General features: G+C 45.8%; 22 protein-coding genes. 16 read left to right on the forward strand and 6 right to left on the reverse strand.

What is annotated here, in order from left to right; all coding sequences use genetic code 11:
• Positions 1-7: 7 nt before the first annotated feature.
• Entirely contained in the window at positions 8-1,549 is a 1,542-nt protein-coding gene (locus L5L97_RS06650) for an MATE family efflux transporter (RefSeq protein WP_263181493.1), read from the forward strand.
• A 243-nt stretch (positions 1,550-1,792) separates the two neighbouring features.
• Here the strand turns inward: L5L97_RS06650 and L5L97_RS06655 are convergent, their stop codons facing one another.
• Entirely contained in the window at positions 1,793-1,990 is a 198-nt protein-coding gene (locus tag L5L97_RS06655; RefSeq protein ID WP_028759693.1) for a DUF2986 domain-containing protein, read from the reverse strand.
• Between the two features lie 338 nt (positions 1,991-2,328).
• On the opposite strand from L5L97_RS06655, the gene yqfB reads away from it, so the two are divergent.
• Positions 2,329-2,646, forward strand: coding sequence for a N(4)-acetylcytidine aminohydrolase (gene yqfB / locus L5L97_RS06660; RefSeq protein WP_113940516.1), 318 nt, complete (start codon positions 2,329-2,331; stop codon positions 2,644-2,646).
• A 125-nt stretch (positions 2,647-2,771) separates the two neighbouring features.
• Here yqfB and L5L97_RS06665 read toward each other — a convergent pair whose 3' ends face one another.
• The 4 genes from L5L97_RS06665 to L5L97_RS06680 form a co-directional block, all read right to left on the reverse strand.
• Positions 2,772-5,819: an efflux RND transporter permease subunit gene (locus tag L5L97_RS06665; RefSeq protein WP_263179869.1), complete on the reverse strand. Its 3,048-nt coding sequence runs from the start codon at positions 5,817-5,819 to the stop codon at positions 2,772-2,774.
• Positions 5,816-9,067 carry an efflux RND transporter permease subunit gene (locus L5L97_RS06670; RefSeq protein ID WP_263181494.1) on the reverse strand — a complete coding sequence of 1,084 codons (3,252 nt, stop codon included), beginning with the start codon at positions 9,065-9,067 and terminating at the stop codon, positions 5,816-5,818. The genes L5L97_RS06665 and L5L97_RS06670 overlap by 4 nt, the downstream gene beginning before the upstream one ends.
• 12 nt (positions 9,068-9,079) lie before the next feature.
• Entirely contained in the window at positions 9,080-10,144 is a 1,065-nt protein-coding gene (locus L5L97_RS06675; protein ID WP_105252698.1) for an efflux RND transporter periplasmic adaptor subunit, read from the reverse strand.
• A gap of 298 nt (positions 10,145-10,442) precedes the next feature.
• Complete coding sequence (locus L5L97_RS06680) at positions 10,443-11,729, reverse strand: citrate synthase (RefSeq protein WP_105252697.1); 1,287 nt, start codon at positions 11,727-11,729, stop codon at positions 10,443-10,445.
• A gap of 414 nt (positions 11,730-12,143) precedes the next feature.
• On the opposite strand from L5L97_RS06680, the gene sdhC reads away from it, so the two are divergent.
• The 10 genes from sdhC to L5L97_RS06730 all read left to right on the forward strand — a co-directional run bounded on the left by sdhC (position 12,144) and on the right by L5L97_RS06730 (position 23,178).
• Positions 12,144-12,539, forward strand: coding sequence for a succinate dehydrogenase, cytochrome b556 subunit (sdhC, locus tag L5L97_RS06685; RefSeq protein ID WP_012089416.1), 396 nt, complete (start codon positions 12,144-12,146; stop codon positions 12,537-12,539).
• The gene (gene sdhD / locus L5L97_RS06690; RefSeq protein WP_028759700.1) at positions 12,533-12,880 is read left to right on the forward strand and encodes a succinate dehydrogenase, hydrophobic membrane anchor protein; all 348 of its coding nucleotides are present in this window, start codon (positions 12,533-12,535) and stop codon (positions 12,878-12,880) included. Before sdhC ends, sdhD begins: the two co-directional genes overlap by 7 nt.
• Positions 12,881-14,647, forward strand: a complete 1,767-nt coding sequence (sdhA, locus tag L5L97_RS06695) for a succinate dehydrogenase flavoprotein subunit (protein WP_011847025.1) — start codon at positions 12,881-12,883, stop codon at positions 14,645-14,647.
• An 11-nt stretch (positions 14,648-14,658) separates the two neighbouring features.
• On the forward strand, positions 14,659-15,366 hold the full coding sequence (locus L5L97_RS06700) for a succinate dehydrogenase iron-sulfur subunit (protein WP_028759701.1): 708 nt from the start codon (positions 14,659-14,661) through the stop codon (positions 15,364-15,366).
• A 214-nt stretch (positions 15,367-15,580) separates the two neighbouring features.
• Entirely contained in the window at positions 15,581-18,412 is a 2,832-nt protein-coding gene (sucA, locus tag L5L97_RS06705; RefSeq protein WP_198572331.1) for a 2-oxoglutarate dehydrogenase E1 component, read from the forward strand.
• 31 nt (positions 18,413-18,443) lie between these two features.
• Entirely contained in the window at positions 18,444-19,634 is a 1,191-nt protein-coding gene (gene odhB / locus L5L97_RS06710) for a 2-oxoglutarate dehydrogenase complex dihydrolipoyllysine-residue succinyltransferase (protein ID WP_263181495.1), read from the forward strand.
• A 105-nt stretch (positions 19,635-19,739) separates the two neighbouring features.
• Complete coding sequence (sucC, locus tag L5L97_RS06715) at positions 19,740-20,906, forward strand: ADP-forming succinate--CoA ligase subunit beta (protein WP_006081976.1); 1,167 nt, start codon at positions 19,740-19,742, stop codon at positions 20,904-20,906.
• Positions 20,906-21,778: a succinate--CoA ligase subunit alpha gene (gene sucD, locus L5L97_RS06720; RefSeq protein ID WP_028759703.1), complete on the forward strand. Its 873-nt coding sequence runs from the start codon at positions 20,906-20,908 to the stop codon at positions 21,776-21,778. The genes sucC and sucD overlap by 1 nt, the downstream gene beginning before the upstream one ends.
• A 399-nt stretch (positions 21,779-22,177) precedes the next feature.
• Positions 22,178-22,585 (forward strand): nucleoside diphosphate kinase regulator, encoded by a 408-nt coding sequence (rnk, locus tag L5L97_RS06725; RefSeq protein WP_028759704.1) that lies wholly within the window; start codon positions 22,178-22,180, stop codon positions 22,583-22,585.
• Between the two features lie 95 nt (positions 22,586-22,680).
• Positions 22,681-23,178 (forward strand): GNAT family N-acetyltransferase, encoded by a 498-nt coding sequence (locus L5L97_RS06730; RefSeq protein ID WP_263181496.1) that lies wholly within the window; start codon positions 22,681-22,683, stop codon positions 23,176-23,178.
• An 83-nt stretch (positions 23,179-23,261) separates the two neighbouring features.
• Here the strand turns inward: L5L97_RS06730 and fur are convergent, their stop codons facing one another.
• Positions 23,262-23,693 (reverse strand): ferric iron uptake transcriptional regulator, encoded by a 432-nt coding sequence (gene fur, locus L5L97_RS06735; RefSeq protein WP_028759706.1) that lies wholly within the window; start codon positions 23,691-23,693, stop codon positions 23,262-23,264.
• Between the two features lie 257 nt (positions 23,694-23,950).
• Between fur and cobB the strand changes: the two genes are divergently transcribed.
• From cobB to corA, 4 genes are all read left to right on the forward strand, one after another.
• Positions 23,951-24,682 carry a Sir2 family NAD+-dependent deacetylase gene (cobB, locus tag L5L97_RS06740; protein ID WP_028759707.1) on the forward strand — a complete coding sequence of 244 codons (732 nt, stop codon included), beginning with the start codon at positions 23,951-23,953 and terminating at the stop codon, positions 24,680-24,682.
• Positions 24,679-25,128, forward strand: a complete 450-nt coding sequence (locus L5L97_RS06745) for an ATP-binding protein (protein ID WP_263181497.1) — start codon at positions 24,679-24,681, stop codon at positions 25,126-25,128. The genes cobB and L5L97_RS06745 overlap by 4 nt, the downstream gene beginning before the upstream one ends.
• A gap of 324 nt (positions 25,129-25,452) precedes the next feature.
• Positions 25,453-25,824: a hypothetical protein gene (locus L5L97_RS06750; RefSeq protein ID WP_263181498.1), complete on the forward strand. Its 372-nt coding sequence runs from the start codon at positions 25,453-25,455 to the stop codon at positions 25,822-25,824.
• Positions 25,825-25,951: 127 nt separating this feature from the next.
• Positions 25,952-26,899: a magnesium/cobalt transporter CorA gene (gene corA, locus L5L97_RS06755; RefSeq protein ID WP_105252689.1), complete on the forward strand. Its 948-nt coding sequence runs from the start codon at positions 25,952-25,954 to the stop codon at positions 26,897-26,899.
• Positions 26,900-26,980: the final 81 nt, after the last annotated feature.

Here is a 26,980-nt window from a genome sequence, read left to right on the forward strand (position 1 = left end):
GACACGTATGACGCAAGCCAAGTTTGTTGAAGGCCCCATATTACGCCATATCTTAGTGATGAGTTCGACCGCAGCGGTAGGGATTTCTGCCTTATTTGTCGTGGATTTACTGGATATCTTTTTCCTGAGCCTATTGGGAGAGCATGAACTCGCGGCGGCTGTGGGATATGCGGGGAGTATTTCGTTTTTTACCACATCGATTGGAATTGGTTTATCGATTGCATTAGGGGCTTTAGTGTCTCGCTCGATTGGCGCAAAAGAGGTGGTGTTGGCAAAGCGCTTATTACTCAATAGCGCGGTTGTGACGACACTGATCAGTGTGCTGGTGGCGGCTGTGGTCACCACCTTCATTCCTGAGCTAGTTGCCTTAGTGGGCGCGAGTGGTCATACGGCAGAACTTGCTGCGAGCTATTTGTATATTCTCGTGCCTTCCTTGCCTTTTATCTGTCTTGCGATGGCGCTCGGCGGGGCTTTGCGCGCCGTGGGTGATGCAAAGTTATCTATGATGTCGACCTTAGCGGGGGGCGGCGTTAATGCGGTACTCGATCCGATTTTTATCTTCATGTTCGCCATGGGGATTGAAGGCGCTGCATTGGCATCCGTTTTAGCGCGGGTGGCGGTATTTGTGATTGCCGCTCGCGGTGTGGTGGTTAAGCATAAATTGTTAGGCCATTTCGATAAGGCACATTTTATCGCCGATCTTAAGCCCATCTTTGCCATTGCAGGTCCAGCGATGTTAACCAATGTGGCAACTCCCATCGGAAATGCCTTTGTGACCCGAGCGATCGCCGATTTCGGTGACGCTTATGTGGCAGGTTGGGCAGTATTAGGACGTTTAATCCCTGTGGCCTTTGGGATGATCTTTGCACTGTCCGGCGCGATTGGACCTATTGTTGGGCAAAACTTTGGCGCAGGTCAGTTTGACCGAGTACGTGAGAGTTTAACGCGGGCGATTCAGTTTTGTACTGTGTATGTGCTGGTAATGTCTTTGCTGCTGTTTATGCTTAAGTCACATTTGGTCAGTGTGTTTGATATGAAGGGCGACAGCGCTGATCTTATTCACTTTTTCTGCAGTTATATCGCAGTATTCTTTATCTTTTCGGGGATTTTATTCGTGGCGAATGCGTCCTTTAATAACCTTGGCAAGGCCAAATATTCCACACTGTTTAACGTAGGTAAAGCCACTTTAGGCACTGTGCCCTTTGTGTATTTTGGTGCGCTTTGGGGCGGGGTTTACGGCGTATTGATTGGGCAAATTTTAGGGTCTATTTTGTTTGGTACATTAGGTGTGTGGGTTGCCTATCGTTTAGTGGATAAAGTGGCGGCGCAGGCACAGTTTTCAGCTGCGCCTAATCTTGATGCTGCGAATGCTATCCCCCGCAATGTCGTACTGACTGAGGAAGAGGAAATCGCTAATTGTGTTGCACAGAACTTACCGAGTGCGACCAATCCGCTTTCATCCTCTTGCGTGCAGATGGCGCAATTAACGGAGGAGCAAGAGAATGAGCCCGTATTACCCTATTTAGACGAGGGGAAAAAGCCTAATTGACGTTATGTGGCTTAGCTGTGCCGTGTAGAAGCAGTGGGCAAGAACGCAGATAAAAATGAGCTCTTAATAATGAGGAGCAGTCAGAAAGCTGCTAATGATAGGAATGCTGAAAAACAAAATGCCACAAGATTGCTTGTGGCATTTTGTTTGAAACGGCGTTTGCACTTCATTTAATTAAGCTAACAATGCCAAAATACGCCGCTAAAAGACTATTCTGCTGAACTTCTTATTCTTCGGTACTGCTTATTCTTCAATACTTGGCGTGTCTTGTTGGCCTTCGACTTGTTCAGTCGCGGCTTCTGATGCTGCCATTTTTGCGCGATCAGCCTTAGAGATGTAACCTGATTTTGCAGGTGAGCCGATAGTCACTGGGTCGACTTTATTTAGTCTGGCCTTAGCGCGTTTAGCTATTTTCTTGATGATCTTTTGTTTCTTGTTCATGACGTCTCTAATTTCGTTTCGCACCCGCTACGCGCAGGAATATGAGGCCAAGGGCTCAATTGAGGCGGGATTCTAACTCAATCTGAGCGAACTGACCATGTTTTGCTGAATTTTGTCGAAAACAACGGCTACTCTTTGGGAACTAGTTTTGCTATATGGCGTTAGCATAACAATTTGACTCAAACGGTACTGTTAGTATTTCACACGACAAATGCTGCAAATTCTGTGGTGTAGGCTGTCAGTGTGGATCAAAAGCCATTATATTGCCTAGCATTATGAGTTTGAAAAATTGACTCTACTGTTATTTTATTGCTCATATCCTGAGCCGAGGAAGATGTGTGTTATTAACTAAAATCACTTTTTTTGAGCGCTTTGAGCACGATATATTAAGTGGCACTAAAACCATTACATTGCGTGATGAAACGGAATCTCATGTGATTGCAGGTCAAACACTTCCCGTTTCAACCTTCGAAACCGACCGCTGGTTTTGTGATATCCATATTATTGATGTCGTGCCAGTGACCTTAACTGAGCTCTCAGACATTCATGCTAAGCAAGAGAATATGACGTTGCCGCAGCTACGTGATGTGATTGCAGAAATTTATCCCGGTCTTGAGCAATTGTTTATGATCCAGTTTAGGGTTTTACCGCAGTAAAAGTATAGAGCGTAATTTTGTAAAACAAAAAAGGCCGCACAGCAGCCTTTTTATTACAAATTCAATGGCATATTAAGTTGCCGAAGATTGCTGAACTGTTCAAGAACATCAGCTATCCAAGACAACTAAACCGTCCAAGGTAACAGTTTTTTGGCAAAGTGATCGGCTTGGCCTAAGCGAATCGCTGCGCGGTGACGCATCCGATAAAATGCTTGATAGCACAGGGGGACTAAGTACAAGCTAGTCACTGTCGAGAACGATAAGCCACCGATAATGGCGATTGCCATGGGGTAATATGGCGGGCCGCCGCCACCGATTTGGGTATCACCCATCGCCAGTGGGACTAATCCCAGTACTGTTGTACCTACTGTCATTAACACTGGCCGCAAACGGGTGATACACACCTCCCGAATGGTGTCAGACAATTTGTCGAGATCCGGTGTCATCTGATTGATTTGATCCACCAGAACGATACCGTTGTTCACCACTATCCCCATTAAAATCAAGATACCTATCATTGCCATCACAGAAATAGGGGTGCCAGTGATAAACAGCGCCCAGAATACACCTGTGATGGAAAATAGGATCGAGGTAATAATCGCCGTTGGTAACAGTAGAGATTCAAACAACGCCGCCATAACAATATAAATCATCGCGACAGCCAAGAGCATATTAGTCACCATCACGTTCTGATCTTCATCTTGGCGCTCGAAGCCACCACGGAGTGAATAGTCGTAACCATCGGGGAAACGGATATTTTCCATCACTTGCTTGATCTTAGTTTGCGCCTCTTCTGTGGTGAGGTTTTCTAAGTTAGCCCCAATCGACAGCGAGGTTTGGCGATTGAAGTGTTTGATAGTATCGAAGCGGGGTTGGATCTCAATCTTCGCCAGATTATCTAAGGTGTACACTCTTTGGTCGAGGCGTACTATGGGTAACTGCTTGAGTTTCTCAAGTGACTTTTGCCACTCTTTCTCGTAGGCCATTTCGATGCGCAGCTCGCCATTAGGATCGTGGCGGAAGGATCGCAGCGGTGAACCGCGCAGTGCCATGGAGATACTTGAGGCAATTTCATTGAGTTTTAAATCTAACCGTGCCGCCATTTGTCTATCAATGCGGATAATCACTTCTTGCTGAGCGCCGTTAAGCTCGGAGCGAACATCTTGCAATCCTTTGATATTTTGCAACAAAGGAATAACTTGTTCGCTCAAATTAATCAGCTCAGAGGTTGAACGTCCTGTCAGTGTGACTCGCACGCCAGAGTTGTCATTACCCCAGCCAAATTGTGGTTTGGCGATGGAATACTTAGGAAAGCCGCTACGGATTTTCTTTTTTAACTCATCCACTGATATAGGCAAATCTTTCTTTAGGAGGATCACCGATGAGCCATCGTCAGAGGCATAATAGCTGTAGACAGAATCAATATGGAATTCCTCTTTATTGTTATAAAGATACTCTTCCATTTGGTTGATCATCGCCTCAGTGACATTGAGATTATGTCGACCTTCTACTTGGTAGTTAATGTAGATTCGTTCATTGCTCTCGCTGTCTTCTTGATCCTGTTTAACCATAGATAGCGGCAGGGCGGTGGATGCGAGGATCGCTACAGCAATCACACCTGAGCGCCAAGGTCTGAGCAATACCCAATCTAGGGTATTATTGTAGAAACGTTGTAATTTACCCGCATCCTTTTCGGGGGCGATGTCGAAGTGGAACTTAGTCAACATCAAAGGGATTAAGGTTTTTGCGACCAATAGCGACGCGGCGAGTGAGATACAAATCGCAATAGCAACATGCTCTAGAAAAATGGTGATCTCGACTTTTACGCCAAAAATATTAGGTAAAAATACAATGGCGGTTGTCATTGTGCCTGCCAATACCGCCAGAGACACTTTATCGACCCCCGTCATGACTGACTCTTCATTGTCTTTAGGGTGTTTACCTTGTTTTTCCTGCAGTACGCTCTCAGTGACAACCACAGCGTTATCAATCAGCATACCGACGGCGAGCAGGAGTCCCATCATAGACAGAATATTCAAGCTGTAACCGAGTAGATACATAGCGGCGAGCGTCATACCGATTGAAATAGGCACGGATGACACAACCACTAAAGTCATTTTCAAATTACGCAGGAATAAGTACAGCACGACAAAGGACAGCAGTGCACCGATTAACCCTGAAAGCAGCAAATCCATTAGTGAAGATTTTACTCCAGAGGCTTGATCTTCCATGATAAATAGGCGAATACCTTGGAACTGTTGGTCCTGCTTCGCAAGCTCAATCACCTTCATGACACGGTCTGACACTTCGACTAAGTTAGCGCCAGATTCCTTAAACACATCCAAACCCACGGCATAGTGCTTATCTAAATGTCGACCTTCGATACGTTCAGGTAGGGCAAATTGCACATCGGCGATATCGCCTAAGGTCAATCCGGGGATCAGTACTAGTGCTTTGATATCTTCAAGGTTTCTGAACTCACCTTTAGGTGAAACTTGATAAACGATACTACTGGCCCTGAGTGTACCTGCGCTCAGCACAAAGTTCTCTCTGCCGAGACGTTGTTGCAAATCTGTGGCTGAAAATCCACTGGCGGCAAGGCGGTCGGCATTGATGCGTACCTCAATTTGCTTTTGCTCAACGCCGTACAGGCTGACCTTAGAGACACCTTCAACACGTTCAAGCGGACGCTTGAGCTGTTTATCGAGTAGATCGAATGCACCTGAAAGCTCACGATCACTTGAGATGCGTATGGTGAGCACAGGCATGTCGGCGGTGGAGAATTGGCGGATAAAGACCCGCTCCACATCCTTGGGCAGTAAATGCCGCACTGCATCGATTTTTTCCCGCGCTTCTAAGCTCTTAGTGGCAACGTTTTCCCCCCACTTCATGTTGATTTCGATTTCGGCGCCTTCTTGGGAGGATTCTGATTCAAGCTCATCAATCCCCCCCATAGTAGCGAGGGATTCCTCCAGCACTTTGGTTATATCGCGCTCCACTTCAGCGGGGGTCGATCCTTTGTAAGGCACTTCCACCACTATCTGTGGGATATCAATACCGGGGAACATTTCCAGCGGTAATAGGCGACTCGAGGCGAGACCAAACAGCAAGATAGCAAAGAAAAACATGCTGGTGGTTACGGGGCGCTTAATGGCTAAACGGGTGAGGTTCATGGGCGAGCCTCCTCTACGTTTACATGTGAGCCAGTTACTGCGTATTCTTTACGGTCGAACAGGGCATAGAGCACTGGGAGCACAATTAAGGTCAGTAGTGTTGATAAACTCAGACCAAAGATCACCGTAATCGCCATCGGTGCGCGCACCTCTGAGCCATCACCTAGACCTAGCGCCATCGGCAATAAGCCTAAGGTCGTGGTGAGGGTTGTCATCATAATCGGGCGTAGGCGCGATTTAGCTGCATCACGAATGGCATCAAGTTTTTGAGCACCTTCGCTACGCAGTTGATTGATCCGATCCACAAGCACAATCGCGTTGTTCACGACGATCCCCGCCAACATGATAAGGCCAATAAATACCACCACACTCAAGTGAGTTTGGGTGATATAAAGCCCAAGTACACTGCCACCTAATGCCATAGGTACGGCAAAAAGGATAAGCAAGGGGTGCAGTAGTGACTCAAACTGACTCGCCATCACTAAATACACTAAGAAAATCGCTAAGATAAGGGCAATTTTGAGTGATTGGAACGAGTGCTCCATTTCCTCATTTTGACCACCAAAACGGGCCTGGACCGATGCGGGTAACACTTGTTGCGATAGTATCTGTTGCGCCTGTGCAACCGCATCGCTTAAATCACCATAGGCGAGGTTAGCTGATACGAGAGCTACACGTTGTTGGCTGATGCGGTTAATCGCAGATGGGCCTAATTGTAATGAAACTTCTGCAACTGCGCTTAATGCAATAGGTTGACTGCTATTCGGGTTGATGATTAAGGCATCGATATCGCTGATTTGATCCCGCTCCGCGAGTTCACTGCGCACTAGAATATCAATCTTACGGTCACGCACTGTGTATTGACTGGCAACAGTACCGCCAACACGTTGGGCAATACGGTTTGCAACCGTTGGAGCATCCATTCCTAGAGCTGCTAACCTTGCATGATCGAAACGGATACTTAGCTCAGGTTGACCATCACGTAGACTGGTGTTCACGTCGGCAAAACGCTCCGAGGCGGATAATGCTTTGACGAGACTATCTGCGCTGCGTTTGAGTAAGTTTAAATCGTAACCTGTGAGTTCAATTTCCAGTGGCGTTTTAAAGCTGAATAACTCAGGTTGCTCTATTTTCGCTTCAAGTTCAGGAATGCGGCGCGCAGTATCACGTAATACTTGAGTGACTGCGTTATAGGTACTGTGGTCGTTAAGCACCACTTGCAAGCGGCCCCAGTTTTCACCCCCGCGGGCAGTATCCGAAGTCATCAAACCGCCACTACCGGCTTGACTATAAGCATGTTTAACTTCGGCTCTGTCTTTAATGGACAGTGCAAGTTGCTGTAATATCTTGTCGGTTTCGCTCACTGCCGTACCCGGCGGCAGTAAGATCTCCACGTAAAACTCGCCCTGATTCATTGGCGGAATAAGCTCCATACCAAGTCGCGGTAACAAGCTAATACAAGCGCCTGTTATCGCAATCGTGAGTAACAGTGTTGCTTTCTGTTGGCGCAGCGCCGAGGCCAGAAGCTTGTAATAAACCTTCTCAATACTGTGGTAGACAAAGTTAAATGCTGAGCTTAACGGGCGCATCACTAGACCAATAAGCCATGAGAAGAAGCGGCCTAAAATCAACACTAAGGTCAGTAGTGCACTGGGTAAGTAACTAACAATTAATAGAATAGGAAAGGAAAACACAGTCGCGCTATAGTGTTTAAGCTTGCCCATTTTAGTGGTGGGTTTATCCTTAGGTGTCGTTTTTATCAGCGCGGGTAAGGTTTTAAAGCCTTCACGTGATGCCAGCATTGGAATGGACGTTAACGCGACTAATAGCGATGCTAACAGCGCAAAAGTGACCGTTAGCGCTTGGTCTGAGAAGAGGGCGCCAGCAATCCCATCCACAAATACTAGCGGCACAAACACCGCAAGAGTGGTGAGTGTTGAGGCAAAAATTGCGCCTGCCACTTCTTTAGTCCCCGTCACTGCAGCTTCTAATTTACTCATGCCTTCGCTACGGCAGCGGTCTATGTTCTCTAATACCACAATGGCGTTATCGACCAAGAGACCGATGGCAAGGGCAATACCACCTAATGACATGATGTTTAAGCTGATATCGGCAAAATACATCATGTTAAAGGTGGCGATGACTGAGAAGGGAATCGAGATAGAAATAATCAGTGTCGGGATGATATTACGCAAGAACAGGTAAATCACTAGCATAGATAACAAGCTGCCCATCAGCGCAGAAGAGGTGACTTCGCTGACCGCACTTTCGATGAACTCAGACTGATCGTAAATCACTTCGAGCTTATTTTGCTTAGGGTCTTGATTGATTTTGACGAGTTCATCGCGCAGTTTTTTGGCGACAGCGACAGTATTTGCATCACCTTCTTTATAAATGGCCAGTTCAATCGATTCTTGACTGCCGATGCGGGTGATATCACTACGCTCTTTGTAGGCATCTGTGATGGTAGCAACTTCGAATAAACGGACTAAAGCTTGCTCGTCGCGATAGACGATCACTTGGCCGAGTTCATCTAATGAGTTGAATTGGTTTAGCGTTCGTACTAAGTATTCGCGATCACCTTGGATCACTTTACCCGCAGAGAGGTTGATGTTTTCCTCATTAATACGACGTTTAATATCATCGGCATTGAGATTGAGCTGCGACAGTTTTTCTTGATTGAGCAGAATATGCACTTCTTGCTCTAGGCCGCCAGATAAACGCACGGCGGCGACCCCAGATAGCGCCTCTAAACGACGCTTAAGCTCTTCCTCTGCATAGGTGCGCATTTGTTTGAGATCGGCTTCAGATGCATTGGGCACAGACAGCGCAAGACGCATAATAGGGTCAAGGTTGGGGTTAAAACGCAGTAATAAGGGCTTTTTAACATCGAGCGGCAGAGCGATAGTGTCGAGTTTTTCACGTACATCTAAACTCGCCATATCCATTGTTGTGCCCCATTCAAACTCGAGCACCACATCTGACATGCCGGAGCGCGAAATAGAACTGATTTTACGTAAGCCTTTGACCACGCCAACGGCTTCTTCAATTGGTTTAGAGACGAGCTGTTCGACTTCAACTGGCGCCGCGCCGTCATACATAGTGCGAATGGTTAATGTGGGATAGCTTAAGTCTGGCAGTAACTTCACCGCTAGGCGGGAAAATCCCACCATACCGAATAAAATCACCGCCAGCATGAACATCCATACCGTGACTGGCCGTTTAACAGAAGTGCTGATAATTGACATGAAAGGCTCCTATCAGTTCTTAGCGGAAGCAAGATCGAGTGGGGTGATCACTTCGACTAAGGATTGGTCTTTCAAGTTTTGCTGGCCACGGGTAACGACTTGCTCACCGGGATTAATACCTGTAATCACTTCTACCGAATCACCTTCACGGTAGCCAATTTCGACTTCACGACGGTTCGCATTGGTACCATCAATAACATAAAGCGCTTGCTTGTTGTCTTGGTTAATCAAGGCGCTGTAGGGAACGGTAATCACGTTCTCGTGGGTATCGTATTTGAGCTCAACTCGGGTAAACATGCCAGCTTTAAGGCGCGCCTCTTGATTCGGCACAGCAAGTGTCACCTTAAAGGTGCCACTTTGTGGGTCCACAATCGGGCTTATGCGCAACACTTTGGCGTGGATAGCATTCTTGCTATGTTGATTACTAAACACTTGTGCTTCTTGGCCGAGTTTTAAGCTCGCAAGCTGTTGCTCTGGCAAATGAACTATACCGTGAAGTTCATCTTGGTTGACTATATAAAACAAATCGCCAAATTCCTTCGCCATATTGCCAGCTTTCACATAGCGTTTAGCAACTACACCGCTGATAGGGGACAGTACGCGGCTTTCTTTTACTTGCAGTTCGGCGAGATCTTTTTTAGCGATAGCGGCTTGCAAGTTATATTCAAGTTTGGCCATTGAATCCGCGCTGATAAATTCTCTGTTGCTCATTTTCTTCAGACGATTTAATTCTTGCTCGATGATTTTGACTTCGGCTTCTGAGCGGTCTAAATCATATTGCTGCCTCTTGGCATCAATAACAGCCAGCACTTGTCCCTTTTGAACGCGGTCACCTTCTTCAACAGCGAGAGATTCAATGAGCCCTGATATACGACTCACTACATTGGCTTCCTGTGGCGCTTCTAAGGTGGCAGTTGTACTGTAAAAAGATGAAACGTTTCCTTGCATCACTGTAGTGGTTTCGACGGGAATGGCATATTTTTCTTCTTTTTTGACCACTTCTTCCTCACCACAGGCTGCTAGCATCGAAATCATTAGCAGTGGCAGGGTGAATTGAGCAATTTTTGACTTTTCCATAAGAATGTTACCTGTTGTCTTTATTGTGATGTCAGTTGTTAGCAGAAACTATGCCAATATTTAAAGTTGTTTAATTTCAAATTGTTAGCCGTATTTTTGGCTAAGTGTGATTTGTGATTCTTACTAAATGTAGCTAAAAGGTTTAAAAAGTGATGAGAATAACTAAACGCGGTTAATTAAGATTACACAAGTGCGCAATTGCAACAATGTATTTTGTCAGGAGAAGGAAGTTTAAAAGAGGATTATTTGAAATGAAAAAAGCGCCCTTAGGCGCTTTTTAATGCGTAAGTCGTGGGACTTAGCGTTTGTCTTGTGCGACGAAATCACGCGCAGTTTCACCAGTATATAACTGACGTGGACGGCTGATTTTGTGGCCTGGTTGATCTAACATTTCTTTCCAGTGAGCAATCCAGCCTACAGTACGTGCCAGTGCGAACAGCACAGTGAACATACTGGTTGGAATACCAATGGCTTTCATAATGATGCCAGAGTAGAAGTCGACGTTTGGATACAGCTTTTTAGAAATGAAGTATTCGTCTTCAAGTGCAATGCGCTCAAGCTCCATTGCCACATCCAAGAGTGGATCTTGTACTTTCAGTTCTTTCAGCACTTCATGACAAGTTTCACGCATCACTTTGGCTCGTGGGTCAAAGTTTTTGTAAACACGGTGTCCAAAGCCCATCAGACGGAAAGGATCATTTTTATCTTTAGCGCGTTCAATGAATTCAGGAATACGGTCTACTGAACCGATTTCTTCTAACATTTGCAAACAGGCTTCGTTAGCGCCGCCGTGTGCAGGGCCCCAAAGAGATGCGATACCCGCTGCGATACACGCAAATGGGTTTGCACCTGAAGAACCGGCTAAACGTACTGTTGAAGTCGATGCATTTTGCTCATGATCTGCATGTAAAATGAAGATCCTGTCCATTGCACGTTCAACAATAGGGTTCACGACGTATTCTTCGCACGGTACAGCAAACATCATGCTTAAGAAGTTGCCTGCATAGCTTAAGTCATTACGTGGGTACACGAATGGCTGGCCTGAAGAATACTTGTAGCACATGGCTGCTATCGTAGGCATTTTTGAGACTAAGCGATAAGCGGCGATTTCGCGGTGACGTGGATCGTTGACATCCAGAGAGTCTTGGTAAAATGCAGATAATGCACCCGTCACACCACATAACATGGCCATAGGATGAGCATCACGACGGAAACCTCTAAAGAAGAAGGCTAGCTGCTCGTGAACCATAGTGTGGGTTTTAACTGTATGTACAAACTCAGTATATTGCGCTTTGGTCGGCAGTTCACCGTAAAGCAGCAAATAACACAGGTCTAGGTAATCGGAGTCAACGGCAAGTTGATCGATTGGATAGCCACGGTGTAACAATATACCCAGATCACCATCAATATAGGTAATTGCAGATTCACAGGAGGCAGTCGCAAGAAAACCTGGATCAAAAGTAAAGTAACCTTTGCTGCCAAGTTTACTGATATCGATTACGTCAAAACCAGCGGTTCCCTGCTTTACTGGCAATTCTATCGAGTCGTTCCCTGGTAATTCTAATTTGGCTTTTAAATCAGCCATACCCCGTTCTCCTTACTTAGTTCTTATCTGTGAGTGCGGCATGTCAAACCGCCATTACTTTACAGCCATTCTAGATCACATTTCAATTTAAATAAGCGTTTAAATTTGTTAGACCATGGTATAAAAGCCTTTACTTTTCTATTTGTAACTGGCACTTACAGTAAAAAATAGTCAAAAAAACATAATTTGCATTCTGTGATGTTTGTATTTGACATTTGCCGCGAGTATACTTGCCTCGCCCAATAAGGGCCGCAAACAACGATTATAAAGCACCCTTTGTTTACATGTTAAATGAGTGCGTGCTCAGATAGTTAACTGTTTGTTTAAACTTTGCTTTTGTGTTTACTTTTGCAGTGATCAACCTCCTGTTTAAAGTTTGTACAAAAGCGGTTCACATAACAAAAAAAATGCTCAATGGAGCTGAGTGAGCAGAACGTGAAAAAGCAAAGACCTGTCCATTTAGATCTGCAGACCATTCGCTTTCCTGCAACAGCGATTGTGTCAATTCTTCACCGTGTTTCCGGTGTCATCATGCTGTTCGCAGTTGGCATTCTCATTTGGTTGCTAAATTCATCTTTAGCATCAGCTGAAAGTTTCGCTGGCGTACAGTCTCTATTCGATAACTTCGTGATGAAGTTTATCCTATGGGGCATTATGACTGCACTGGCGTATCACTTGTTTGGTGGCCTGCGCCACTTAGTAATGGATACCGGTCGTTGGGAGGAATTGTCATCGGGTGCCGCATCAGCGAAAGCTGTATTTGCCTTAACGGTAGCCTTTTCAATCATAGCGGGGATCTGGGTATGGTAACCAATGCAGCAAGTTTTGGACGCAGTGGTGTTCATGACTATATTCTACTACGCGCTAGTGCAGTGATCCTCGCCTGTTACACCATTTTCTTGGTTGGCTTTATTGCATGTAGTTCCCCTCTCACCTACGACGTCTGGCATGGCCTATTTAGTGCTCTGCCAATGAAAGTGTTTACACTTCTGACGCTGGTAGCCTTATTAGTACATGCTTGGATTGGTGTATGGCAAGTGCTGACAGATTACGTTAAGTGCACGTCGTTACGTGGTGTTTTACAGTTCACCTTTGTCGTTACCGTATTTTGTTATTTAGCGGCCGGCATTGTTATTGTGTGGGGTGTCTAAGTGAGTATTCCAGTACGCGAATTTGATGCTGTAGTGATCGGTGCCGGTGGCGCTGGTATGCGTGCAGCGCTGCAGATTTCCAAAGAAGGTAAAAGCTGTGCGCTTTTATCAAAAGTATTCCCAACCCGTTCTCATACCGTATCTGCGCAGGGTGGTATCACTGTTGCGTTAGGTAACGCCCATGAAGATCATTGGGAACAACACATGTACGATACCGTGAAAGGTTCCGATTTTATCGGTGACCAAGAAGCGATCGAGTTCATGTGTAAAACCGGTCCTGAAGCCGTGATTGAACTTGAGCAAATGGGTTTGCCTTTCTCTCGTTTCGAAAATGGTACGATTTACCAACGTCCATTTGGTGGTCAATCTAAGAACTTTGGTGGCGAGCAGGCTGCGCGTACTGCGGCAGCTGCCGACCGTACTGGTCATGCTTTGCTTCACTGTTTATATCAACAAAACGTTAAGCATAAGACGCAAGTCTTCTCAGAATGGTATGCATTAGATCTCGTTAAAAACGATGATGGCGCCGTTGTGGGTTGTACTGCGATTGAAATTGAAACGGGCGATATCGTTTATTTCAAAGCTAAAGCAACGATTCTTGCGACTGGCGGTGCAGGGCGTATTTACGCTTCGACGACTAACGCGCATATCAACACCGGTGACGGCGTAGGTATGGCAATGCGTGCTGGCGTGCAAATGCAAGACATGGAAATGTGGCAATTCCACCCAACTGGCATCGCCGGCGCGGGTGTACTTGTGACTGAAGGTTGTCGTGGTGAAGGCGGTTATCTGCTGAACAAAGACGGCGAGCGTTTCATGGAGCGTTATGCCCCTAACGCGAAAGATTTGGCATCACGTGACGTGGTAGCACGTTCAATGATGACTGAAATCCGCGAAGGTCGTGGTTTAGACGGTCCATTAGGCCCACACTGTTTACTGAAGCTTGATCACTTAGGTAAAGAAACATTAGAAGCACGTTTACCAGGCGTGTGTGAATTGTCTCGTACTTTTGCCCATATCGATCCAGCCGATGGTCCAATTCCAGTACTACCAACGTGTCACTATATGATGGGTGGCCTACCAACTAAGGTCAGTGGTCAAGTTATTCGTAAGAATGAAGACGGCACTGAACAAGATGTTATTGGTCTGTTCGCTGTGGGTGAGATTGCCTGTGTATCTGTACATGGTGCAAACCGTTTAGGTGGTAACTCACTGCTTGACTTAGTGGTCTTTGGCCGCGCAGCAGGTCAGCATTTAGGTAAAGCTTTGGATGAGACTGACGATCCAAAAGACGCAAGTGATGCAGATATTCAAGCTTCTCTGGCGCGTCTGAATCGTTGGGAAAGCAACAAAGATGGCGAAGACCCAGCGCAAATCCGTAAGGATCTGCAACTGTGTATGCAATTAAACTTCTCTGTATTCCGCCGTGGCGATGCTATGGCTGAAGGGTTAGAGCAGTTGAAAGTGATTCGTGAACGTCTTGCAAATGCTAAATTGTCTGATAACTCTCGTGAATTCAATACTCAACGTATTGAATGTTTAGAGTTAGATAACTTGATGGCAACGGCAATCGCCACGGCTTATGCGGCTAACTTCCGTACTGAAAGCCGCGGTGCTCACTCACGTGAAGATTATTTAGAGCGTGATGATGAGAACTGGTTATGCCACAGCTTATTTGACCCAATCACTGAAACGATGGATCGTCGTGCAGTGAACATGGCACCTAAGTTACGTGAAGCATTCCCGCCGAAGAAACGTACCTACTAGGAGTTGCAAAGATGAAATTGACATTTGCAGTTTATCGCTACAATCCTGACGTAGATACTAAACCGTATATGCAGGATTACAGCTTAGAAGTGGCTGAAGGCTCTGACATGATGGTGCTCGATGCACTGATCAAGTTGAAAGAGCAAGATCCGACTTTGTCATTCCGTCGCTCATGCCGTGAAGGCGTGTGTGGTTCAGACGGCGTGAACATGAATGGTAAGAATGGTCTGGCGTGTATTACCCCAATTTCAACCTTTAAAGGTAAGAAATTAGAAATACGTCCATTACCAGGTATGCCAGTTGTTCGTGACTTAGTTGTTGATTTAACTCAGTTCTATAAGCAGTATGAGAAGATCAAGCCTTACCTCATCAATGATGAGAAACAACCTGCTCGTGAACACTTACAATCCCCTGAAGAGCGTGCTCATTTAGATGGTTTGTACGAATGTATCATGTGTGCCTGTTGTTCTACGGCTTGCCCATCATTCTGGTGGAATCCTGATAAGTTTATCGGTCCAAGCGGTCTGCTTCACGCATATCGTTTCTTGATCGACAGTCGCGATACAGCAACAGAAGAACGTTTATCTGAGCTGGACGACGCCTATAGTGTGTTCCGTTGCCATGGCATCATGAACTGCGTTGACGTTTGTCCAAAAGGTCTTAATCCGACTAAAGCAATTGGTCATATTAAGTCCATGCTGTTGAAGCGAGCAGTGTAATGCGAGAACCCGAGCTGAAACCAATAATAATATAGCTCTTGAAGAGTCACTTTCTGGTAGCAGAAGGTGACTCTTTTGCGTATGTAATGGAAGACAACGCGCCGTATATCTGGACATCTAGGGGCGGCAGAAATTATGCGTCGAAGGTAATCTCTACAGACTGCATATTTAATACTATGGCTAAGCACGTGTATAAAGTTTGAAAGGAATAGAAATGCACCAAGGCATCATGAAAGCCTGGCTCGAATCATCTCACTTAAGTGGTGCAAATTCGACCTACGTAGAAGAGATGTATGAAGCCTATCAAGAAGACCCACAGTCAGTCGCCGATGATTGGCGTGCGGTATTTGATAATCTCCCTCCTGTGAACGGTGCCTCTGTTGATGCGCCTGAAGCTGCTCACTCAAAAGTACGTGATTATTTTCGCAGTTTAGCGTTAGAAGGTCGCCATAAGAGCTCAGCTCGTGTGACGGATCCTGAAATGGATGCTAAACAAGTTAAAGTCCTGCAATTAATTAACGCCCATCGTTTCCGTGGTCACCAAGGTGCTAATCTTGATCCCCTCGAACTGTGGAAACGTGAACCCGTAGCTGATTTAGATCCTGCCTTCCACGGCTTGACTAAAGAAGACATGGAACGTGAGTTTAATACAGGTTCTTTTGCTCATGGTGGCGAAACCATGAAGCTCGCGGATTTGGTAAAAGCGCTGAAAGCCACCTACTGTGGTTCTATCGGTGCTGAATATATGCACATTACCGATACCGATGAGAAACGCTGGATCCAACAACGTCTCGAACCTTCCTTAGGTAAAGCTAACTACGATAAAAGTGTTAAGACACGCATTCTTGAAGGCCTTAACGCCGCAGAAGGTATTGAAAAATACTTAGGTGCTAAATTCCCTGGTGCGAAACGTTTCTCGTTAGAAGGCGGTGATGCGTTAGTGCCTATGATGCGCGAAATTATTTATCGTGCAGGTGAAGCCGGTACTAAAGAAATCGTCGTCGGTATGGCTCACCGTGGTCGTCTGAACGTGTTAGTGAACGTATTAGGTAAGCGTCCAGCTGAACTGTTTGACGAGTTCGCGGGTAAGCATGCTGATACCCACGGTTCTGGTGACGTTAAGTACCACCAAGGTTTTTCCTCTGATTTTGAAACGCCGGGCGGCAATGTGCATTTAGCACTGGCCTTCAACCCATCGCACCTTGAAATCGTTAACCCTGTGGTCATTGGTTCTGTACGTGCCCGTCAAGACCGTCGCGGTTGTAAGGATGGCTTACAAGTCATGCCTATTACTATTCACGGTGACTCTGCCATTGCGGGTCAAGGGATAGTACAAGAGACATTCAACATGTCTCAAACCCGTGGCTTTAAAGTCGGCGGCAGTATTCGCATCGTAGTGAACAATCAAGTGGGCTTCACGACCTCTAACCATGCGGACACTCGTTCGACTGAATACTGTACTGACATCGCTAAGATGGTTCAGGCACCGATTTTCCACGTTAACTCTGATGATCCCGAAGCCGTTGCTTTTGTGTCGCAGTTAGCCGTTGATTATCGTAACGAGTTCAAACGTGATGTGGTGGTTGAATTGGTGTGTTATCGCCGTCATGGCCATAACGAAGCCGATGAGCCAAGTGCAACTCAGCCGCTGATGTATGCCAAGATCAAGAAACACCCAACGCCACGTAAGATTTATGCAGACAAGCTAATCGCTGAAAATGTGATGGCTGCTGATGATGTGACTGGTCTTATCAATAATTACCGTGATGCATTAGATCAAGGTGATTGTGTGGTTAAAGAATGGCGCCCAATGACGCTGCATTCTGTTGACTGGACTCCGTATATCGGTCGTGAGTGGGACGAAGCGTATCAAGCCTCTATGTCGGCTGAGCGTTTACAAAGTCTGGCTGACAAACTGAGCTATGTACCTGAAAGTCATCCATTGCAATCACGGGTGGCTAAGATTTATAGCGACCGTTTAGCGATGGCAAAAGGCGAGAAACCACTCGATTGGGGTTTTGCAGAAACGCTGGCTTATGCCTCGATTCTGGAAGACAACAAGCGTGTACGTATTACAGGTCAGGATTCTGGCCGCGGTACTTTCTTCCATCGTCATGCTGTATTGCACAATCAAAACGATGGCACGACTTACATGCCACTGCGCAATATTGCTGATGAACAAGGCCCAATTGATATTACTGACTCAGTATTATCTGAAGCCTCAGTACTGGCGTTTGAGTATGGTTATGCCACAGCTGAACCCGGCGGATTGACTATTTGGGAAGCGCAGTTTGGTGACTTTGCGAACTGTGCCCAAGTGGTAATCGATCAGTTCTTGTCATCGGGTGAGCAGAAGTGGGGCCGTTTATGTGGTCTGACTATGCTGTTACCCCATGGCTATGAAGGTCAAGGTCCTGAGCATTCAAGCGCCCGTTTAGAGCGTTTCTTGCAGATGTGTGCTAACCACAATATGCAAGTGTGTGTGCCTTCAACACCTGCACAGGTCTACCATATGTTGCGCCGCCAAGTAGTGCGTCCTATGCGTCGACCACTTATCGTCATGTCGCCTAAGTCATTACTACGTCATCCATTAGCGGTTTCAAGCTTGGAAGAATTAGCCAATGGCAGTTTCCAAAATGTGATCGGTGAAATCGATACGTTGGAAGCAAGCAAGGTTGACCGAGTTGTCTTCTGCAGTGGTAAGGTTTACTTCGAGCTGCTGGAAAAACGTCGTAAAGAAAATATCACTAACGTAGCGTTAATCCGTGTCGAACAGTTATATCCGTTCCCACATGATGAAATGATCGTTGCTTTGGCTGATTACCAACATGTGAAAGATTTTGTTTGGTGTCAGGAAGAGCCACAGAACCAAGGTGCTTGGTACTCTAGTCAACACCATTTCTGGGCCGCGGTTCCTGCAGGTGCACAGTTAACTTATGCTGGTCGTGAAGCGTCAGCTGCACCAGCGTGTGGTTACCCTGAGTTGCACACACATCAGCAAGAATCTTTAGTGAACAGTGCCCTGAAACTTACAATCGCACTGTAGTAATAGACATTTTATAAAAGGATAGTTTTTCATGAGTATCGAAATCAAGGTACCCGTACTACCAGAATCTGTTGCCGATGCCACGATTGCCACTTGGCATGTGAAAGTGGGCGAGCAAGTTTCTCGTGATCAAAACCTGGTTGATATTGAAACCGATAAAGTGGTTCTTGAAGTGGTTGCGCCAGAAGATGGCCACATTGGCGAGTTTTTGTTTGAAGAAGGCGCCACTGTTCTAGGTGAACAAGTGATCGCTAAATTCATCGCCGGTGCTGTATCGGGCAAAGAAGTCACTAAAGCGCAAGCTGAAGCGGCAACGCCAGCAGCTGAAACCAGCGATGAAAGCAGTGATGCGTTAAGCCCATCTGTTCGCCGTTTACTGGCAGAGCAAAATGTTGATGCCAGCAAAGTAAAAGGCACTGGTGTGGGTGGTCGTATTACGAAAGAAGACGTAGAAGCCTTCGTTAAGTCTGCCCCTAAAGCTGCGGCGCCAGCAGCACCTGCTGTAGCTCCGTTAGCGGCTGGCCGTAGCGAGAAGCGCGTGCCAATGACACGTCTGCGTAAGACAATCGCAAACCGCTTGTTAGAAGCGAAAAACTCTACCGCTATGCTCACGACGTTTAACGAAGTGAACATGAAGCCAATCATGGATATCCGTAAGCAATACCAAGATATCTTTGAAAAGCGCCACGGTATCCGTTTAGGCTTTATGTCTTTCTACATCAAAGCCGTGACTGAAGCGCTGAAACGTTTCCCAGAAGTCAACGCGTCTATTGATGGCGATGATATCGTCTATCACAACTACTTCGACATCAGCATCGCAGTATCAACACCACGCGGTCTGGTAACACCAGTGTTACGTGATACAGATACCATGAACTTAGCTGAAATCGAAAAAGCAGTTCGTGACTTAGCCCTTAAAGGCCGTGACGGTAAGCTGACTGTGGCTGACATGACTGGCGGTAACTTCACTGTGACTAACGGTGGTGTTTTCGGTTCACTGATGTCTACACCGATCCTTAACCTGCCACAAAGTGCGATTTTAGGCATGCATGCCATTAAAGATCGCCCAATGGCAGTCAATGGTCAGGTTGAAATCCTGCCCATGATGTACCTAGCACTCTCATATGACCATCGTATTGTTGATGGCCGTGAGTCTGTTGGTTTCTTGGTTGCGATTAAAGACTTCCTAGAAGACCCAACTCGTCTGCTGCTTGATCTGTAACACAACTCGATAAGAGATTGCGCTTAAAGAAATAGCCAGACATACCCTCGTGACTGGCCCAAACGGGCCAGTTGGATTTGATTAGAAGTATACGGATAGATCATCATGAATTTGCATGAGTATCAGGCAAAATCCTTATTTGCCGAATATGGTTTACCAGTGTCAGAAGGTTTTGCATGTGATACAGCCCAAGAAGCTGTAGAAGCGGCAGGCCATATTGGCGGAAATTTATGGGTTGTTAAGTGTCAAGTACACGCAGGCGGCCGCGGTAAAGCAGGTGGCGTTAAAGTCACTGGCGATAAAGAAGAAATCAGAGCCTTTGCCGAACACTGGTTAGGCAAAAATCTGGTGACTTATCAAACTGATGAGAAAGGCCAGCCGGTTGCTAAAATTTTAGTAGAAAGCTGTACCGACATCGCTAACGAACTGTACTTAGGTGCCGTTGTTGACCGCGCGACTCGTCGTGTTGTGTTCATGGCGTCGACTGAAGGTGGTGTTGAAATTGAGAAAGTGGCAGAAGAAACGCCAGAACTCATCCACACTGCAATCATAGATCCTTTGACTGGCCCACAAGGTTATCAAGCACGTGATCTTGGCTTCAAGTTAGGTTTAAACCCAACTCAAATGAAGCAGTTCACTAAGATTTTCATGGGTCTGGCGACTATGTTCGTTGATCATGATTTCGCATTGCTTGAAATCAACCCACTGGTTATTACCACTGAAGGCAACCTACACTGCCTAGACGGTAAAATCGGTATCGACGGTAACGCACTTTACCGTCAACCAAAAATCAAAGGCATGCACGATCCATCACAGGATGATGCCCGCGAAGCTCACGCTGCTAAGTTCGAGCTGAACTACGTTGCATTAGACGGTAACGTTGGCTGTATGGTGAACGGTGCTGGTCTGGCGATGGGCACTATGGATATCGTTAACTTGCACGGTGGCAAGCCAGCGAACTTCCTAGACGTAGGCGGCGGCGCGACGAAAGAACGTGTAGCAGAAGCATTCAAAATCATTCTGTCTGACAGCAATGTGAAAGCGGTTCTGGTTAACATTTTCGGCGGTATCGTACGTTGTGACATGATCGCAGAAGGTATTATCGGCGCAGTTAAAGAAGTGGGCGTTAAAGTACCTGTTGTGGTTCGTTTAGAAGGTACTAACGCTGAACTTGGCCGTGAAGTATTAGCTAAATCAGGTCTAGATATCATTGCAGCTACCAGTCTAACTGACGCGGCTGAGCAAGTAGTTAAAGCTGCGGAGGGCAAATAATGTCTGTCTTAATCAATAAAGATACCAAGGTAATTTGCCAAGGTTTCACTGGCGGTCAAGGTACATTCCACTCACAACAAGCTATCGATTACGGTACGCAAATGGTGGGCGGTGTGTCTCCTGGTAAAGGTGGTCAAACTCACTTAGGTCTGCCAGTGTTCAACACTGTGAAAGACGCTGTGGCTGCGACTGGTGCGACTGCTTCTGTGATCTATGTTCCGGCTCCGTTCTGTAAGGATGCCATTCTTGAAGCTATCGACGGTGGCATCGAGCTTATCGTTTGTATCACTGAAGGCATTCCTACACTGGACATGCTGCAAGTTAAAGTGAAGCTTGAAGAAACTGGCGTTCGCATGATCGGCCCTAACTGCCCAGGTGTTATCACCCCTGGTGAATGTAAGATCGGTATTATGCCAGGTCACATCCACTTAAAAGGCAAAGTGGGCATCGTTTCTCGTTCAGGTACTCTGACTTATGAAGCGGTTAAGCAAACAACGGATGAAGGTTTCGGCCAATCTACTTGCGTAGGTATTGGTGGTGACCCAATTCCAGGTACTAGCTTCATTGATGTACTGGAAATGTTCCAAAACGATCCACAGACTGAAGCGATCGTTATGATCGGTGAAATCGGTGGTAACGCTGAGGAAGATGCGGCGGCTTTCATTAAAGCACACGTGACTAAGCCTGTTGTGTCTTATATTGCGGGTGTCACTGCACCTGCAGGTAAGCGTATGGGCCATGCTGGCGCGATTATCGCTGGCGGTAAAGGTACTGCAGAAGACAAATTTGCTGCATTAGAAGCAGCGGGCGTGACAACTGTCCGCTCGCTTGCTGATATCGGCAAAGCGCTGCGTATTCGTACAGGTTGGTAAGCTAACCTTTCGAATATAAAAGGCGCCTAAGGCGCCTTTTTTATTGGCTGTAATTTCGGCAGCGAATCGCAGTAAATGACAGGAATGAGATTGAGCTAACACCATGAAGACTAGATATTTTTTCTTCTACGGGTTAGATTGATGCTTCTCTACTACGCGCTCGTCTGTGTCATTGGCGAGGATAATGTGAGTAGAGCCATTAACCATGAGCTAAGTGCTTATGGCTTCAGTGCTGTTCTGCAAAAAATCTTGAACTCAAATTTATTTAACACGGTTGCAGTCTATCGTTGCGAGCGTATTTGTTTTATGGGGCTTATCGCATTGGGGGAGGGTAAGCAACAGAGTCGATGTTAGCCACAGTAACGGCTTAAACATCACATTTTTTACGAGGGAAAAACTGTGAAAACACCTAAAATCATTATTTCGGAAATTGACTTAGAAAGACTAGAGCGATTATTGGAGTCACTGCCGGCAAATGCGTTTCCGGGCAAAGCGGCATTGGAGGCTGAATTAGACAGAGCCGATATTGTGCCTGCATCACAGGTGCCCGCGAATGTGGTGACCATGAATTCAGAAGTGAAGTTTAGCGTTTCATCCAGTAATGAGACTTTCTGTTTACGTTTAGTGTATCCAAAAGACGTGAACGGCGCAGGGACGATTTCTATTTTGGCGCCGGTGGGCAGCGCATTATTAGGGCTCTCTCAAGGTGATGAAATTGAATGGCCAGGTCCGGGTGGTTCTATGGTAAAAGTGCGTATTGAGGAAATCCTGTATCAGCCTGAACGCAGTGGTGATTTCCACCGTTAAGCTTGAGGTATTGGCGTAGTGTCGTTGACGTTACGCCAGTGCACTTTAAGCGAACCATTGGTTGATTTTTAAGTGCCATTTTTGAAGGAGCAAAGATGATAACCCAAACTGAACGGTTAATTATTCGACCATTTACTGAGCAAGATTGTGAAGCGCTTTATTTGATGAACAGTAATCCCGCGATGCTGAAATACATTCCCACCGCGGCATTTACAGCTCGCGAGCAGGCGGTTGAGTTGTTTCACAAGGTGATCCAAGTCGATTATCTGCAACATGGTTTTGGTCGTTGGGCGGTAGAGCATAAAGCTGATAAGCGGGTGATTGGTTTTTGTGGTCCGAAATTTATTCCAGAATTCAGCGAAGTCGAACTAGGTTATCGTTATTTCCCTGAGTATTGGGGAACAGGAATTGGTACTGAGGCCGCATTTGCTGCATTAGCCGAATTTAAACGTTTTGGTATTGATCAGACGATTGCACTTATCTTAGCAGGGAATCTCGGTTCTGAAGGCGTAGCTAAGCGTGTGGGCATGTATTGGCGTGAGCAAAATGAGTTTATGGGCCATAAAGTGAATATCTACGCCAAGGTGTTATAGCGGTTTACCCGTAAACATCATCCAATAAAAAACCAGCCTTAGGCTGGTTTTTTGCTTAATTCTTTATAAACACAATGGCCGACTTAGGCGTCGTTATGCTCACAGGTATCGTTGGTGCAAGTGCCGTACAAATATAAGCTGTGATTAGTCAACTTAATGTTGTGTTTCATGGCAATTTCATCTTGACGACGTTCGATGACTTCATCTGAAAACTCAATCACTTTGCCACACGATAGGCAAACTAAGTGATCATGATGATGCTGAGTCGATAGTTCGAAAACGGCTTTACCGCTCTCAAAATGATGGCGACTGACAATACCTGCATCATCAAATTGGTTTAACACACGGTAGACGGTGGCTAGACCAATTTCTTCACCGATATCGAGCAGCTTCTTGTACAAATCTTCTGCACTGATATGTTGGTTTTCAGGTCCTTGCATCAGTTCTAGGATCTTGACTCGTGGCAGGGTAATTTTCAAACCCGCTTTTTTTAGCGCTTGATTTCCATCTGTCATTGCTAATCTCTTGATTGCAGAACCAATAGGTTCATCCGTGGATAGTGTTTGCCATTATAGGTGCTCAGGTTGAAAACTTAAACCTTTGTTCTGGCTTTCTAGGGCGATATGCAGATAAATTGTGTCAATAGGCGTTAAATCACAATATTTTGCGGCAATTCAAGCATAGTTTTTGTATGGTTATACCAAGGAATAATATTCACGGCTGCCAAAGTCAGTGAGAATAATTCAAATAAATAAAATAATAAGGAATCGGCATGTACCAGCAAATTGTGGTGTTAACCGGCGCAGGGATCTCTGCTGAGTCGGGTTTACGCACCTTTCGTGATCAAGATGGTCTATGGGAAGAGCATCATATTGAAGACGTTGCTACACCAGAAGGTTATGAGCGTGATGCTGAATTGGTAGAGCGATTTTACAATAGTCGTTGGTTGCAACTGCACAGTGGCACGGTTGAACCCAATGCAGCGCACGTGGCCTTGGCAAAGTTGGAAGCGGACTTTAAAGGTCAATTACTTATCATCACACAAAATATTGATGATTTGCATGAGCGTGCGGGCTCGCGCCGCTTATTGCATATGCACGGTGAATTATCCAAAGGCCGTTGTCCGCGCTCACGTCAGACCTTTATTTTACGTGAGCCCTTTGGTGCCGATAATTGCTGTACTTGTTGTATTCCGGCTCAGCGATTACGCCCCCATGTGGTGTGGTTTGGTGAAATGCCCTTAGGGATGGATCGAATTCACGATGCGCTGGATAACTGCGACTTGTTTATCGCCATTGGCACCTCTGGCACTGTTTATCCTGCCGCGGGCTTTGTGGATACTGCTAACCATCATGGGGCTCAAACAGTCGAAGTGAATATGATGGCACCTGATAGACACAGTCAGTTTCAATATCATCTCACAGGAAAAGCGGGGGAGTTAGTGCCTCAGTTGGTTGATACCATTTTAGCGGGTCGAGTGATTGGCAGTGAGTCGAACACATGAGCGAAAAAGTTGCGATTATAATGCGTGGTTTACCGGGCAGTGGTAAGTCACATTGGGTTGAAACTTATATTCTTTCCCTTCCTTTAGAAAAAGCCATTAGCGTGCGGCAACGTGGCGTATTTTCGACCGATAGTTTTTTCTACCATGAAGATGAATACCGTTTCGATGCCAAGAAATTACCTGAGTTTCATCAATGTAATTTGACGGGGTTTATTCAGGCACTTTCTTCAAGCGAGCCCGTGGTGATTTGTGACAATACCAATCTGTGCCACTGGGAATACATGGCCTATGAAGCGGCGGCAAAAGCCTTAGCTTATCAAGTTAGAATTGTGCTTGTGGGTGAACCAAGCAGTCTGGCTCATCAGCAAGAATGCGCGAAACGTAATCGCCACTGCGTTCCTTTGGCACAAATTCAGCGGATGGCGAAGGGATTTGAAGATTTTTAATTTCAGGTACTTACTTATGTTGAGTGTTGTGATCTGTAGCAATCAATTTTAGGTATAGGTCCCGCAGTGTTTTCGCCCTGTCATAAGTCTGTTGTACTCTGTTTCAACGTTCTGCTTTGTCTATGTCTATGTGCATGTGTGTGGCTCATACATTCGCCTTATCTATTTGACTGTGCACTTTAAGCTTGATCCCAAAGACAGTTTATCCACATAAGTCTGCGTATAATGCGCTAACTTGTGTGGCATTGAAGGGTCAATGCAAGATTGCTGCTGGCTTGATCGAGACAATTGAGCACAAGCGGACGTTTATCAGAGGAAAGAGCCATGCTCATTAAAATTTTACTAACAGTCTTAGTTATTGTTGGCGCTTGGTTTTTACTGGTGAAACGCAAGCGTCAGATTGAACCTCAGGCTGTTAATCTCAGTTCAAAGCGTTTTAGTGAACCGCTGTGGCGCCGATACCTGTTGACCGGTGTATTTGTGGTGATTGGATTTAGCCTGCTGAGTTACAGTGTTTGGTATTGGCGCGATCAGCATAGAATTGTCACTGTGAGAATTGTGTCACCGAATGCCGACAATAACGGCGAGTATCGTGTGCGAAAAGGGGATATCTCAGACTCGAAAATGGTCACTATCGATGGCATCCATATTCGCTTTTCGACCCAAGAACGGTTGGCAATTATCGAAACCGACTAAGGCATATTTATTTTACTAAATTACCTTGCACGCCTTTTCATTGCCAACTTATGCGGTAAACTAGCGACAATTTTTTAGCCTGCACTTAAGTGGAATCGTTAACTTAAGTTTTTTTTCAGGAGGACAAATGATTACTGCTTATGTCTATGATAATCGTCACCTTACTGTGACAGAGCTCGGCATACTGGACAGTATTCCCGCATCGACCATTTGGTTAGATCTGTATAAACCCGATGATGAGGAGCGAGAGTGGTTAAGTCATTTTTCTGTTGAAGAAGTGCCTGACGAAGAAGATATCAATGAAATTGAGGCCTCAGCACGTTTTTATCAAAACAGTGACGGCTTGCATATTAATTCGTTATTCCCACAGCGTGTCGGCCAAGATGTGCGCGGCGTTAACGTTTCCTTCAACCTTCGTAGCAATTTTTTACTGACAATTCGGGAAGAAGACGTAGGTCTTATCCGTTTGCTGCGTAACTATTTGCGTTTAGGGCGGTTAGAAGTATCGACACCGCAGGAATTGTTTCTCGAGTTATTTAATCTGAAAGTGGATTATCTATCTGACTTAATTGAAGACGTTTACACTGTACTTGAAAATGTCGGTGAGCAAGTATTTGATAACGACGAACTTGACGATGTATTTAAACTCATCACTCTGCAAGAAGACTCTAATGGTAAAATCCGATTAAGTTTGCTCGATACTCAGCGCTCACTGCGTTATATGCAGCGTTATTATCGTGGCCAGTTATCCGATGAACATTTAAAGGACTTGCGGGAAATGTTGTCGGATATCGAGTCGCTGATGCCCCACAGTCAGTTTATTTTCGATAAGTTAAACTTTCTGCTCGATGCGGCCATGGGTTTCAGTGGTCTGCAGCAGAACAAAATCATCAAAATATTCTCGGTTGCCGCTGTGGTGTTTCTACCACCGACCTTGATTGCCAGTAGTTATGGGATGAACTTTGCCAGCATGCCTGAGCTTGAGTGGCAATACGGTTACCCTATGGCGATTGTGATGATGTTAGCCAGTGCCGCAGGTACTTACTTCTTCTTTAAACGTAAGCATTGGTTATAAGTCTGGCGCTAGCTGTGTTGGTTTTCTCGAATTTAAAATAAGGGTCGAATGCAATATTCGACCCTTATTTTTATCACTGCC

This window comes from Shewanella sp. SM71, assembly GCF_025653905.1.
Lineage (GTDB): Bacteria > Pseudomonadota > Gammaproteobacteria > Enterobacterales > Shewanellaceae > Shewanella > Shewanella oncorhynchi.